At 69.4% G+C, this 13,583-nt stretch carries 12 protein-coding genes; 6 read left to right on the top strand and 6 right to left on the bottom strand.

Features of this window, described 5'->3' with window-relative positions; translation table 11 throughout:
* Positions 1-34: 34 nt before the first annotated feature.
* Positions 35-1,342, bottom strand: a complete 1,308-nt coding sequence (gene lysA / locus ACFC0D_RS03900) for a diaminopimelate decarboxylase (protein WP_376430859.1) — start codon at positions 1,340-1,342, stop codon at positions 35-37.
* Positions 1,343-1,444: 102 nt separating this feature from the next.
* Here lysA and ACFC0D_RS03895 point away from each other — a divergent pair, with 102 nt between their 5' ends.
* Positions 1,445-3,136 carry a PucR family transcriptional regulator gene (locus ACFC0D_RS03895; protein ID WP_376430858.1) on the top strand — a complete coding sequence of 564 codons (1,692 nt, stop codon included), beginning with the start codon at positions 1,445-1,447 and terminating at the stop codon, positions 3,134-3,136.
* Here the strand turns inward: ACFC0D_RS03895 and ACFC0D_RS03890 are convergent.
* Positions 3,075-4,610 carry an APC family permease gene (locus ACFC0D_RS03890; RefSeq protein WP_376430882.1) on the bottom strand — a complete coding sequence of 512 codons (1,536 nt, stop codon included), beginning with the start codon at positions 4,608-4,610 and terminating at the stop codon, positions 3,075-3,077. The genes ACFC0D_RS03895 and ACFC0D_RS03890 overlap by 62 nt on opposite strands.
* Before the next feature lie 339 nt (positions 4,611-4,949).
* On the opposite strand from ACFC0D_RS03890, the gene ACFC0D_RS03885 reads away from it, so the two are divergent.
* Together ACFC0D_RS03885 and ACFC0D_RS03880 are read left to right on the top strand one after the other, a co-directional pair.
* Entirely contained in the window at positions 4,950-5,483 is a 534-nt protein-coding gene (locus tag ACFC0D_RS03885; protein WP_376430881.1) for a GNAT family N-acetyltransferase, read from the top strand.
* A 108-nt stretch (positions 5,484-5,591) separates the two neighbouring features.
* Positions 5,592-6,281 (top strand): hypothetical protein, encoded by a 690-nt coding sequence (locus ACFC0D_RS03880; protein ID WP_376430857.1) that lies wholly within the window; start codon positions 5,592-5,594, stop codon positions 6,279-6,281.
* Positions 6,282-6,573: 292 nt separating this feature from the next.
* Here the strand turns inward: ACFC0D_RS03880 and ACFC0D_RS03875 are convergent, their stop codons facing one another.
* The gene (locus ACFC0D_RS03875; protein WP_376430856.1) at positions 6,574-8,205 is read right to left on the bottom strand and encodes an FAD-binding oxidoreductase; all 1,632 of its coding nucleotides are present in this window, start codon (positions 8,203-8,205) and stop codon (positions 6,574-6,576) included.
* 67 nt (positions 8,206-8,272) lie between these two features.
* Here ACFC0D_RS03875 and ACFC0D_RS03870 point away from each other — a divergent pair, with 67 nt between their 5' ends.
* On the top strand, positions 8,273-8,935 hold the full coding sequence (locus ACFC0D_RS03870) for a TetR/AcrR family transcriptional regulator (protein WP_376430855.1): 663 nt from the start codon (positions 8,273-8,275) through the stop codon (positions 8,933-8,935).
* Between the two features lie 135 nt (positions 8,936-9,070).
* Entirely contained in the window at positions 9,071-9,796 is a 726-nt protein-coding gene (locus ACFC0D_RS03865) for an SMI1/KNR4 family protein (RefSeq protein WP_376430854.1), read from the top strand.
* 117 nt (positions 9,797-9,913) lie between these two features.
* On the opposite strand, the gene ACFC0D_RS03860 is transcribed toward ACFC0D_RS03865, so the two are convergent.
* Positions 9,914-10,699, bottom strand: coding sequence for a gamma-glutamylcyclotransferase family protein (locus ACFC0D_RS03860; RefSeq protein ID WP_376430853.1), 786 nt, complete (start codon positions 10,697-10,699; stop codon positions 9,914-9,916).
* A 296-nt stretch (positions 10,700-10,995) separates the two neighbouring features.
* On the opposite strand from ACFC0D_RS03860, the gene ACFC0D_RS03855 reads away from it, so the two are divergent.
* Positions 10,996-11,823, top strand: coding sequence for a DUF3626 domain-containing protein (locus ACFC0D_RS03855; protein WP_376430852.1), 828 nt, complete (start codon positions 10,996-10,998; stop codon positions 11,821-11,823).
* A gap of 273 nt (positions 11,824-12,096) precedes the next feature.
* Here ACFC0D_RS03855 and ACFC0D_RS03850 read toward each other — a convergent pair whose 3' ends face one another.
* A complete protein-coding gene (locus ACFC0D_RS03850; RefSeq protein ID WP_376430880.1) occupies positions 12,097-12,624 on the bottom strand; it encodes an NUDIX hydrolase family protein in 528 nt (175 codons plus the stop codon).
* A gap of 277 nt (positions 12,625-12,901) precedes the next feature.
* Positions 12,902-13,159 (bottom strand): hypothetical protein, encoded by a 258-nt coding sequence (locus tag ACFC0D_RS03845; RefSeq protein WP_376430851.1) that lies wholly within the window; start codon positions 13,157-13,159, stop codon positions 12,902-12,904.
* Between the last annotated feature and the right edge of the window lie 424 nt (positions 13,160-13,583).

Here is a 13,583-nt window from a genome sequence, read left to right as displayed (position 1 = left end):
GTCCGAACCACCGGCCTCTACGCTCCCGCCCGTCCTACTCGTCGCAACCGTCAACGCCGATGTCGCGCCGCAGCAGATCGTCGTACGTCTCCCTGCGGACCACTTCACGCGCCTCCCCGTCGCGGCAGAACACGACGGGCGGTCGCCTGGCGCCGTTGTAGTTGTTGGCGAGCGAGGAGCAGTACGCCCCGGTCACCGGCACCGCGACGACGTCGTCGACCCGCGGGTCCCGCAGGCGTACGTCACGGATCAGCGTGTCCCCCGACTCACAGTGACGTCCGACGAGATCGCAGCGCTCGCCGCCGCCGACGCGGGAGGCGACGGTCGCCTCGAAACGCTGGCCGTACAGCATCGGCTCCAGGTTGTCGGCCATTCCGCCGTCCACGGCCACCAGGGTGCGCGGTCCGGGCTTGACCGTGACCACGCGGTAGAGGGTCATGGCCGCCTCGGCCACGAGTGAACGGCCGGGCTCGATGATCAGGCGAGCCGTGGACGGAAGGTGCTTGCGCGCCGCGTCGGTCAGGGTCCGTACGTAGTCCTCGACCGTCGGCGGGCGGTCGTCATAGGTGTAGCGAACGCCGAGTCCTCCGCCGAGGTCGTAGACGGCGTGTTCGCCCAGCTCCCCGATGCCGGCCAGAGCCTCGACCGCCTTCCGGAACGGCTCGGTGTCGAGCAGCTGCGAGCCCACATGCACGTGCAGGCCCTCGAGGATAAGCCGGTCGCTCGACCGGAGGCGCTCGGCAGCGCGGACCGCGTCCGGGACGGACAGCCCGAACTTCGAGCCGCGCTGTCCGGTGACCATCGCCTCATGGGTGTCGGCGGACACCTCCGGGATGACCCGGAGCAGCACCCGCTGCCGCCGGTCACCCACCACACGCTCCAGGCGGTCGATGTCGTCGAAGTTGTCCACCACGATCGTGCCGGCGCCCGCGTCCACCGCCATCACCAGTTCCGCCTCGGTCTTGGCGTTTCCGTGGACGACGAGCCGCGCCGGATCGACACCCGCGGCGAGGGCGGTGACGAGTTCGCCGCCACCGGCCACGTCCACTCCCAGGCCTTCCTCGACCAGAGTGCGGACGACCGCGGTGCAGGGGAACGACTTCGACGCGAAGACCACTTGGCTGTTCGGCCAATGCTCCGCCATGGCGCTGACGTACCGCCGGGCCCGGCGGCGCAGAGCGTTCTCGTCGACCACGACCGCAGGGGTCCCGAAGCGGTCGGCCAGGTCGGACACGCGGCACCCGCCGACGACGAGCTCACCACATTTATCCAGGTGAGAGCCCTCAGGGAAGAGTCCGACAAGTGCGGTGGCGGGCGGGGCGGGCTGCTCGGCGACGGTCATGCGCGAGGTCTCCCTCTTCGGATCGACTGCGGATACGTGGCTATCCTGGCAGCCCGCACCCCACGTCACCGTGGTCGATCTCCCCACGAAACGAGGTACCCGTTGTCCGATCCGACAACGCCCACGACGCCGCAGGAGAGCACGGATCCGGTCACCTTGAGGGTCCTGGCGCAAGACGTCGATGTGTCCCCGGTGCGGGTGCTGGTGGCGCCCGAGGGCCTGGACGTGCGGGTGAGCGGCACGGTGATCCACGACCCCGAGGAGCCGATGCCGCATTCCCCCGCGGCCGTCCTCCTGCTCGTCGGCGTCGGACTCGCCGACAGCCGGGCGCGCGAGGTGCTGCGCCAGGCGGCGGAACGGGAGTTCGCGGCCGTCGTGGTCAAACGGCGAGGCCACGACCCGGAGCCGTTCGTCGAAGAGGCGCGGGCGTGCGGCATCGCCGTGCTCACCGCCGATGACGCGATGCCCTGGCGGAACGTCGATGCAGGGGTGAGCTGTGCGCTCGCCGCCCACGGCAGTGGGGCGCCGACCGGCTCCGCACCGGCCGGCGGTGAGGAACTCTTCGCCCTCGCGGACGCGTTGGCCGCCGCCGTGGGCGGTTCGGTGGCGATCGAGGATCTGGACCAGAACGTGGTCGCGTACTCCAAGGTGGCCGGGGTTCGCATCGACTCCGTACGAGAGTGGGGCATCCTGCACCGCCGGGTCCCGGACGTACCGGAACAGCGCCGCCAGTACCGCCAGGTCCTCGCCGCGACCGGCGCCGTGCGCTTCCCCGCCATGGGGGACGAACTGCCGCGAGCGGCCGTCGCCATCCGCGCCGGGGCGCTCCCGCTGGGCACGCTGTGGGCTATCGAACCGGAGGAGGGGCTCAGCGGCGATGCCGCGCTCCAACTGCTGGACGCGGCACGGTTCGCGGCTCCCCATCTCCTGCGCGCCCTCAACCTGCCGGAGGCCGAGCGACGCATGCGGCGGGACACGCTGCGCGCGGTCCTCCACCGTTCGGGGCCGCCCGCCGACGAGGCCGCGGACCTGCTCGGGCTGCGCCCCGGGGTGGAGTTCTGCCTCACCGCCTTCGCGCCTGCCGCCCCAGGACCCGGCCCGGCCGCCGCACGTGAGGCCGCGACGACGGGCGCCGATTCGGCGCTGCTCACCCATGTCGAGTGGGTGCTGATGCGGCACTGCGCGGCGCACCGGGCGACGGCGACCGTGGCCGCCGACGGGAACGCCGTGTACGTCCTGCTGCCCGCGACGGGTCATGCGGCGGGCCGGCGATTCGCTGACAGCGCGCTCGCGGTCGTACGGCGATCGGCGGGTGACGGCGCACGGGCCGCGGTGTCCAGGCCGTACACCGATCTCGCCCAGTCCGCCGCCCTGCGTCGCGAAACGGACGGGATCCTACGGGCCACGGCCCACGAGGCACCTGGACAGCCGGCCGCCGCGACGTCCGACGTGCGGCACCGGATCCTGCTGGACCGCCTGGGCGACGAACTCGAGCGGGACGCCTGGCTGCGTCTGTCGGAGGTCGACGCGCTGCTGGCCCACGACCGCGCCCAGGGGACCGACTACGGGACCACGGCCATCGCCTGGCTCGATGCGACCGGCGACGTCGCATCCGCCGCAGCACGGCTGAAGGTGCATCCCAACACCTTGCGCCACCGGCTGCGGCGGATCCATGAACTGTTCCGGATCGATCTCGACGACCCGGACATGCGGCTCGCCGCCTGGCTGGAACTCAGGCGCGCGGCACCGTCGGACCGCTCCCACCGGCGGGCGGCGGGACCCGGCCGTCCGTGACCGCGTCGGCGCCCGTGCCCACCTGACCCGGAACCCCGTGCGCGTCGTCAGGTGCCGCCCCGCTGCGCCGCAGCCGCGAATGACGTCGCCCGAACACGAGATACAGAACGGCCGCCAGAAGCAGCCAGACCGCGAACAGCGTCCACGTGATGCCCGGCAGCAGATACGCCAGGTACAGGCAGGACAGCGCCGACAGCGCGGGCACCACGGGGTAGAAGGGGACGCGGAACGGACGCGGCGCGTCCGGCGCGATGCGGCGGAGCACGACCACCGCCGCCGCGACGGCGACGAACGCGATCAGCGTGCCCAGGCTGGTGAGATCGGCGAGGTGCTGCAGGGGCACGAAGGCGGCGAGGAGACCCACGCCCGCACCGACGATCCAGGTGTTGTGGACGGGGGTGTGCCGCTTGCGGTCGACGCGCCGGAAGATCTCCGGAACGAGGCCGTCACGGGCCATCGAGAACAGGATGCGGGTCTGCCCGAACAAGGTGACCAGGACCACGCTGAAGATGGACACGACCGCGCCCGCCGAGAGCAGCAGCGCCGGCCATCCCAGGCCGGTGACGTTCCGGAGGATCTCGGCCAGGACGGCCTCACCCGCGTCCGCCTGCTCTCCGAACCGGCTCGCAGGCTGGGCGCCCACTGCCGCGACCGCGACGGTCACGTACAGCGTGGTGACCGCGAGCAGGGTGAACAGGAGCGCCAGGGGAATGGTGCGCCGGGGGTTGCGCACCTCCTCGCCGGCCGTGGAGACGGTGTCGAACCCGACGTAGGAGAAGAAGACACCCGAGGCGGCGACCGTCACCCCTCCGACGCCGTGCGGCGCGAAGTCGGAGAAGTTGTCGGCGGTGAAGGCGGTCAGTGCCACGACGACGAAGAACACGAGCACGCCGATCTTGACGCACACCATGACCGCGTTCACTCGCGCGGACTCCCTCGTCCCACGAGCCAGAAGCAGGGAGCAGAGCAGCACCACGACCAGCGCCGGCACGTTCACCAGGCCACCCGCGCCCGGTGGTTGACTGATGACGTCCGGCAGTGTGACGCCGAGGAGCGCGTCGCCGACCTCGTTGAGGTACTGACCCCAGCTGACGGCCACGGTGGAGACCGCGACTCCGTATTCGAGGATCAGGCACCACGCGACGAGGTACGCGGCCCCCTCCCCGAGTGACGCGTAGGCGTAGGAGTACGTGCTGCCCGACACCGGGACGGCGCCCGCCAGTTCCACGTAACACAGCGCCCCGAGCCCGGCGACGGCCGCGGCGACGGCGAACGAGAGCACGACGCCGGGACCGGCCTTGGGCACAGTGGTGCCGAGTACGAAGAAGATCCCGGTTCCCACGACGGAGCTGATGCCCAGCAGAGTCAGCTGCCACAGCCCCATACTGCGTCGCAGCGGAGGTCCCGAGTAGTCGCCGTCGGCCTCCGCGACCATCTCGTTCAGGGGTTTACGTCGGCGCAACTCGTCGGCCATCGAGCCCATGGCTCCTCCTTGGGATCCTGCGTGACCCGCAGTTCCGCGGGGCACCGTGGATCCTGTGGCCGGGCCACGGGCGAAACAACGGAATCGCCGTGCGTCCCTCGGCCACAACGTTGGCCGATCTCACAAAGACACAGCCGACCGCGGGGGAGATGATCGCGCCGCCCTCATCCGACGACCGGTGTCAGCGCTCCCCGTGCCAGGGTCGGCAGTTGGTGTCCGACTCAAGCGAGATCCCGCGAGGATCTACGCAACGTGCCAGGCATGGTGGAGACGGCAGCGGCACGACAAATCCGATCGACACCCTGCTCCCGATCGGGTTGGCTGGGCGACATGCCAGAACTGCGAACCGATCGGCTTCTGCTCCGCCGGTGGCGGGAGTCCGACCTCGAGCCATGGGCGGCGATGAACGCAGATCCCGAAGTCCGAGAACATCTCGGGGAGTTGTTGACACGGGAGCAGAGCGACGCCGTGGTGGCATCCATGCAGGCAGCCTTCGACGAGCGGGGTTTCGGCTGGTGGGCGCTGGAATCACGGCAGACCGGCGACTTCATCGGCCGCGTCGGCCTGGACGAGGTGGGCGCGGACATGCCGTTCGCCGGAGTGGACATCGGTTGGCGTCTGAGGCGTTCGGCGTGGGGCCACGGTTACGCCACCGAAGCTGCCCTGGCCTGCCTGGCCTTCGGCTTCAAGACCGTAGGGCTGCCGGAGGTGATCGCGTCGACAACCGTCACCAACGTCCGTTCCCAGGCGGTGATGCGCCGGATCGGCATGACACGCGACCCGGCTGACGACTTCGAGGACCCGAGCGTGCCCGAAGGACCGCTTCGCCGGTGCGTGCTGTACCGCCTGGCAGCACCGCTCTGAAGCTCCCCTGGCGGCTGGAACGTCATGCAAGCTGCTTCCGGATCTCGCGTACACGCACCCGACGGCTACCTATGATGATCTCGACTCGGCTGCGGGGGAGCAGGTGCCATGAGGCGACAGGTTTGGTTGAGGGCGGCGGGGGCGGGACTGGCCGGGGCACTTCTCGTCTCGTGCTCGCAGGGCGGGCACGAGACGAAGCCGCCTGCGCGCACCTCACAACCGGCGCCGCACAAGTCCACCCCGCCTCCGACGCAGGCCCAGGTCGAGTCGCATCGACAGCAGCTGCTGACGCAGTTCGCCAAGGGCGCCAACGCTCCCGACAGCGAGGGCCTGACCGTGGCCGGCCCAGGTACGCAGAAGATCGTCTTCTTCTGGTCGACCGCGGACCGGCGCTACTGCGTGGCGACATTCGCCTCTTCCGGTCTCTCGACCTCGAGGTGCAGGTCAGGGGTGCCCATGGGGCGCACCCCGCAGCTGCACCGCCTCTACGAGGGGGACTCGTTCAGCACACACGGCGGGTACGGCCTGATCGTGGCCGCCGACCGGGAAACGATCCTGTCCGCCACGTGCGGAGGGGCGCCCGTGCCGCTCCGTAAGATCCGGGTCTCTGCGATGGGCGGAGCAGAGCGCACCGTCTACGTGATGGACTTCGACGGCTGGACGGGAGGCGTTCTCAAGACGAAGGTGCTGCGGGAGGACGGCGGCCGCACGGTGGACCTTCCTCTGGGAGTGAGCCACGAGCGGGTTCCGCGCTCCGACTCGTGGCATTCCTGCGGCGACGGGTCGGCATCGGAGTAGCGACCCCTGCGGCATCGGACTCCGAGCGCCCGGTTCCTCGCGAGAGCCTCCGACTGCCGCGCTCGGTCACCCCGTTGGCACCGGTTCTGACCGAGCGCGGCGTTCGGCGGCAGCGTGCCCGTACCGGGCTTGCGGGCTGCGTGCGGTCAGGCTGCGGGAACCTTGAAGTGGCAGTTCGCAGGGCGTGACCGTTCCGGTGGCGGTGTCGTACGGCCAGTTCAGCGAGATGCGCTCGCTCGCCGCCCTCGCCGCCCTCGCCGCCCTCGGCGGGTGCACGCGGGGGCTGCGCCGCTCAGGGCATTCGCAAGGGGTCGATCACGGCGCCGGGGTTGAGGATGCCCGCCGGGTCGAGCGTCGCCTTTCCGGCCTGGAGTGCGGCGGCGAAGAGGTCGGGGCGCTGTTGGTCGTACCACGGCCGGTGGTCGCGGCCCACCGCGTGGTGGTGGGTGATGGTGGCTCCGGAGACGATCAGTGCGTCGGAGACCGCTGCCTTGATCTCGTCCCACTGCTCCACCGTCTTCCCCCAGACCCCACTGGCGTAGATCCCGAAGTACGGTGCAGGGCCGTCGGGGTAGACGTGGGTGAACCGGCAGGTCACCACGCCGGTGGCCCCGACCTGGCGCATGGCGTCCTGCGCTGCCTCGTTGACGGCTGCGCGGAGGCCGTCGAATCGGTCCCAGGTGCACGCGGTCTCGAAGGTCTCCACGATCATGCTCCGAGCCGCGAGCGCGTCCCGCTGGTACGGCATCCGCACGAACGAGGAGCGCCAGGTGTCGGCGGCTCCGCTGTGCGCGGACCGGTCAGCGATCTCGGTGATGTCGGCCGTATCGGTATGGCGCGCCGGCTCGGCGAGGGTGCCGCCGTGGTCACGGCAGAGCTCCAGGGCGCGTTCCATCCAGGCGGTGACGGGGTGATCCGCGGATTCGAAGCCGAGCACCAGGACGGCCGTGGGGGAGCCGGCGTTGATGAACGCCTCGACGGGGTCCAGGAGGCGGCAGTTGGAAGGGTGCAGTCCGGATTGCGACAGTGCGCGGACCGCGTTCACGCCCGCGTCGTAGTCGGCGAACCCCACCGACGCCCCTGCCCGCCACCGGGGGCGCTCCTGGAGCCGTACCCACGCCTGGGTGATGACGCCGAGGGCGCCCTCGGAACCGAGGAACATCCGGTCGGGGGAGGGGCCCGCACCCGAAGCGGGAAGCCGGCGGGACTCGACGGTGCCGGCGGGGGTGACGACCCGGAGCGACTCGGTGAGGTCGTCGATGTGGGTGAGGACCGTGGCGAAGTGGCCTCCGGCCCGGGTGGCCAGCCAGCCGCCGAGGGTGGAGAACTCGAAGGACTGGGGGAAGAACCGCAGGGTGTAGCCCTGGGGCCTCAGTTGGTCTTCCAGGTGAGGGCCGAACACTCCGGCCTGGACGAGCGCGGCCCGGCTGGTGCGGTCGACTTCGAGAACCTGGTCCATGGAGGTGAGGTCCAGGCTGACCGCCCCTGCGTAGTCGCCGCCGACGCGCGGTTCGACACCTCCCACGACCGAGGAGCCTCCGCCGAAGGGGATGGCCGCGATGCCGGCGTCGCTGCACCAATCGAGCACCTGCACCACCTCGGCCTCCGAGGTCGGGCGCACGACCAGGTCGGGCACATGCGGCAGCTTGCCCAGCAGGGCCCGAACCACGTCGCGGAACGCCTGCCCGTGGCTGTGCGCCAGCCGGTCCTGTACGTCCTCGGAAACGATCGACGCCAGAGCCGCAGGCGCCTGGACCCTGCTCGCGCCCACGGCGAACGACTCGACCGGCGGAGCCGTGTGCGGGGTCAGGTCCGCACCCGGCAGCAGTTCGGAGACCCTGCGGGTGAGCGCGTCACGCTCCGGGCCGACCACCGCATCCTCGACGTTTCCCCATCCCCACCACGAACGCGTTTTGCCTTGCATTGCCCGACACCACCGATCTGAACGCTGGGTAAGTTAACGCGCGGTAAGATTGGCATAGGATGCAGCCATGAGCAAGCAGGAGAAGAACGCGCGCGGTGTGGGCACCAAGGGCATGCCCCGCAAGGACCGCGAACTGCTGATCCTGGACGCGGCGGCGGAGGAGTTCGGCACCAAGGGCTACGTACGTGGGTCGACCGCGGTCGTGGCGGCGCGGGCAGGGATCAGCAAGCCCATGATCTACGAGTACTTCGGGTCCAAGGACGGCCTCTACCTGGCCTGCCTGGACCGCGCAGGATCCCGCCTCGTCGCAGCGGTCGAATCGGCGCAGGACGGGTCACCGGACCTCGCGCGCGCCGCACGCACCATGGAGGCCATCTTCCGAGCGCTCGAATCACGTCTGCACGACTGGGAACTCGTCTACGACACCACCGTGGCGGCCAGTGGCGACCTCCATGCCGCAGCCTCGGTGTACCGGCGGGAACTGAACCGCATGGGGGCGGTCGGCGTGGCCGACGTTCTCAGCGCTTCACAGGCAACCGACCCGCTCGATGCCGACCTCGTCACGCACCTTTGGTACGGGACGGTGAGCTCGGCGGTCGGCTGGTGGCGGCACCACCCCCAACAGACCGCCGACGAGATGACCGCGCGATTCCACAGGGTCTTCGCGGCCCTTTTCGTGCGAGGCCGATCGAACCGCCTCGAGGCCGATGTCCAACCGCGACAGGGGTAGTCGGGGGCGGTCTCGTATGAATCCACGCTCCGAGACGGCGACGCCGCGATCGGATCGCGGAAGTGAAGGATCCTTTGGCCGCGGTCGGCCGGTCGTGTGGAGAGGGCTGACGAGGCGGACGGATATCGTCCGGGCATGACACAAGAGTTCGATCTTGCCGCGTCTCTCGCCGGAGGCGTCGAAGGCCGCAGTGGTGCGTGGAGATTCATCGAGGGCTTCGCCGTCCATTGGGCCGGCGCCATCGAGAGCGGTGACGGATGGGCGGAGACCGATCTGGTCGCCGCCGAGGAGAGGCTGGGTGTCCGGCTGCCGACGACGTTGCGCGAGGCCTATCTGCTGTTCGGTCGCCGCCGGGACCTCACCAGCAACCATGATGTGCTGCTCGGCCCGGCCGAACTCCATGTGGACGACGCCGAGGAGGCCCTGGTCTTCCGTCACGAGAACCAGGGAGCCGCGTCCTGGGGCGTCCTCCTCGACAGCCTCCAGGACGAAGATCCCGCGGTGTTCATCCGGCCCGACCTCGCCGACAAGAGCGCCGAGAGGTGGGAGGGTTGGCTGGAGCGGCTGTCCCTCTGCTTCGTCGAGATCGTTCTGTCCGAGTCCGTTCAGGCCGATGGAGAGCTCTGCGACTACCTCGAGCCGGATGACGACAGTGGGGAGCTGCTGGAGGCGAACGCCGTCCGGCTGCCGTTCCCTGCGTATCCCATCGGGGAGGAAGAGCATGGAAGCCGGTGGTTCCTCGGCCAGGACGTGCTGCTGCGTGACGACGGCATGGCCATCATGGCCCGCGGCCGGACAGTGGAGGACCTCGACCGCGTTCGTGACCTGATTCCGGGCGACTGGCTCAACGACTGTCGCTGACCACGTCCCGGACTGCTGTCGACCGAGCCGCCCCACGGCGGATACGCCCCAGGGCGGCCCGGGCCCGCGCAGCGGCGAGGCGGCGGGAATCGGTGCCGGTCCGGTGATGGAGTGCGTTCAACGAGGGGGGAGGGTGATCTTCTCGAAGAGGTCCTCCCCCAGCTCGTCACGAATCAGTGTGTCGATGTCGTTGGCGCGGGGAACATGCACGAAGGGCCGCCAGGGGTAGATCCGGTCGTTGAACCATGGCGTCCGCCAGTCCGTCGTGGTTCTGATGAATTCCTTGGCGAATTGAGCCTTTCGGGCTTCTGGAAAGCGGTCCTCGGTCTCCAGGCAGCCCGCCAGGCAAACGTCGACATACGACTGGACGATGGGGAATTGCTCGCTCGGGTAGTGGCGGGTGGCATTGGCGAAATACCAAATGGTCCCGACCGGAGGGCTATTGCTGCCGTCCAGCATGGAGATGTCGCGTGACGGGATCCGCGTAAGCCGGTACCCGGATTCACGTCGCGCGAATGCCTGGAGTTCCTCCGGGGTGACCGAGAAGACGACGCCATTGCATGTGGCGCCCTTCTTGGGAACGGAGCCCAGATACGTAGGGCTCCAACTGGCCGTGTCCACCCGGTCGTACCAGCCGCGACTGATTCCCCGCGCCATGACGGGTACAGCTTCCTCCGTCCCGGGCCAGGTGGACGTCCGTGATTCCCGCTGAATCAGGGAACCGTACCCGAAGATGTAGTTACGCCCCGTAAGCGCCGGCAGAGCTTCAGAATTCCCCGTCGGCTTGGATGCCGGAAGCCCGCCATCCCTGGAGGCGCCCACGCCTGCGGTGAGCGCCCCGAGTGCGATGACCCCTCCCACCTGAAGCGCTTTGCGCCGTTCGATGGTGCACTCGGGGTTCATCTGTGTCTCCAGTTGCACGGTACGGGAGAGGGGTCTGGCAGAGTCCGCCTTGACCTGCGTTTGCCATCATCATGTTCGCCACGGAAGGGGCGGCGTGCGACACGCGTCGAGTGCGACTTAGAGATCGTCTCGTTTGGTGATCAACGCTCCGTGGCGGCGGAGCGGGCTGTCGGCGGACAATCCACGTGCACCGGTTGATCAATTGGGGGAACACTGTGCCGATGAGCTCTGCAGCCTCCCAGGCAGCCCACGAACGGGCCCTTCGGCATGTCGCGGAACTGGCGTCGGGCCCGCCGATGGATCCGGCGCTGCGGGTGACCCTCAACTTCCACCCGGACCGTCTGCTGCACGGCAAGCCGATCCTGGATGCCATGGCCGAGGGTGGCGTCTACCGCTCGCAGTTCGTCACGGGGACCAGCAACGGTGGACTGACCGCGCATCCAGGTGGCGACCGATGGCGGTGGGAGAGCCGGATCTTCGCCGGGGCGTATGACGAAGCACCCGCTCATGAGCGCCCCGTCTACGGGGCGTTGAACTTCCGTCGCAAGCCGGCCGGCGGGGCGCCGCGGTTCGGCTCGGCCCACTTCCGGCTGATTGCCGAGACGCTCGCGCGGACGACGTTCTGCTATCCGGACAGTGTCCTTGAACCTTCTGATTTCGGTGTCGTGTCCCGCATGGGGCTCATCGAGCTTGCCCTTGCCGATCGTCAGGACGAGCTCGACGACTACATCGAGGCTCAGGTGCATGGGCCGATCCGGCTGCAGTGTGATGTGGAGGCGCTGGTCATGGACTGCTGCTACCGAGGCACGATGGTGGAGGCGGCGGCGCTGCGTCTTGGCTGCCCGGTGGAGTGGCACCCCGGCTTCCGGCTCGGGGTCGAAGAACTCCGGCGTCACCCCGGCTACCGCGGCCAGGAGTGCGTCGAGTTGGGCACGCAGATCGCGGTCGACGGCGTGCTCGATCCTCGGATCGTCGGAGATGCTGCCCGTGCCGGCCGCCACGACCCCCAGGCGATCAAGAAGGTGTGGCACTACCTGGCGCGATTCGGGGCGCGCCGGAAGGCCACTGACAGACCGGTGACTCCGGCGCGGGGGGAGGGGGCTGTACGCGACGGCCTTCGTTGAGGGGCTGGTGCCGCAAGGCTGTGGGAGTTGCTCCGGACTGTGAGTGAGACCGTCGATCCCCACGAGGCGGTCCGTCCTCGGCGCCACGCCGGCATGGCGCGGAGGACAGGCGAATCGCCGCCAGGCGCGAGCGCATACGGGCACCCCGCCCTGCCGTCCGTGCCGTCGTGGATCCGCTGGTGGATCGGTTCTTCGTGCGGCACTTCCGCCAAGCCGTGATTCCGCTGACTCGCTGGACCATCGCTCATTGCCCGGCGGTCACGCAGGGAGGCCTCAGTATGCGTGTCCCACATGGGCAAGGGCCTGCTTCAGCAGCACCCCGTGGCCGCCCGTCATCTCGCCCTGCACAGCTGGGGAGGCAGCTTCCTGCGGACTGAACCACACCAGATCCAGTGCGTCCTGCCGAGGGCGGCAGTCACCGGTCACCGGCACGATGTACGCGAGCGAAACAGCGTGCTGGCGTGGGTCGTGGTAGGCGGTGATGCCCGCCGTGGGGAAGTACTCGGCGACCGTGAAGGGCTGCAAGGAAGCGGGGACACGAGGCAGTGCCACCGGGCCGAGGTCCTTCTCCAAATGGCGGAGCAGCGCGTCTCGGACCCGCTCGTGGTGCATGACACGGCCGGATACCAGGGTGCGGTTGATCGTTCCGTCCTCACGGATCCGCAGCAGCACTCCGATGCTGGTGACTTCGCCGCTGTCGTCCACGCGCACGGGCACGGCCTCGACGTACAGGATGGGCATCCGGGCCCTGGCGCTGTCCAGTTCGTCCGTGGACAGCCAGCCGGGCGTGGTCTCCGTCATGTCAGACATCGCTTGATCATACTTTCCAGGACGGGTCTTCGGTCCAGGTGAGTGTCTGCCAGCCGGGTGGGAGTTGGGTGGGCGATGAGGTCGTCGATGCCGCATGTCCGGACCTGGGGCCCTGAAGCGTGGACGGGAGATGTGCCCCCAGGGGTAGGTCCACGCTCTTCCCCTGGCGCGGATCTGGGGGTTCACCTTCTGCGAGGGCGGTCGGCCGGTCCTCGGCTCGGGTGACGATCGGTAGCCGTCGAGGGCCGATCGGCTCAGGTTCGCCTTCTCAACTGCGGAAGGGCGAGAGTCGTCGCCGGGCCTCGTCGCGAACCTCCGGGTCTGCATCGGTGGAGAGTTCACGGAGTTGCTGAATGAGCTCGGGGGCGACACCCTCGCTGGTCATCCAGCGTGGATCGCAGTCGAGTTCCGCGCTGAGCTGGTCGGCGGTGGCAGTCTCGGTCGCCTGGGCGCGGGCCGCGAGAACGGCACGTAGACCCGACAGGTCCCCGCGCGCCAGGAGGGCGACCGCCGTGTCCGAGGTCACGCCTGTGTCGTGTTCGTCGAGGAGGAGACGGTGGAGGACGTCGGCGACGACGGCCTCGATCCGAGGCTCTGCCGCCAGTCGCCGCCCTGCCGCGGCCCTGGCGGACCATGAAGGAGAGCTTGCCTGCGTGATTGCGTCATTCAGCTCTTGAGCCCCGGATCGTTCCATGGCATCAGAGTGCCATCTGCCGACAGGCGCGTTCCCATCGTCCACCGCCCGTCGACGCGCTCGGAGGTGTGCCGGTCCGGCCCCGGGGCGGCGACCGGCTCGTCGACTGATTCGGATGCGGAAACATCACGATCCGGCTGAGACCCCACCACTCCCTGACCGACCGCTTAGCATGATGCTCGTCGGGAAGGACGCCGCCGGCTTTCGCCTACGGCGACCGGCCAGGCGGAGGACTCCCCGCGCTCCGCGCAGCTCA

Origin of the sequence: Streptomyces sp. NPDC056222, assembly GCF_042264065.1 — a bacterium.
Taxonomy (GTDB): domain Bacteria; phylum Actinomycetota; class Actinomycetes; order Streptomycetales; family Streptomycetaceae; genus Streptomyces.
The sequence above is the reverse complement of the archived record's forward strand: the minus strand, read 5'-3'. Positions and strand labels throughout refer to the sequence as shown.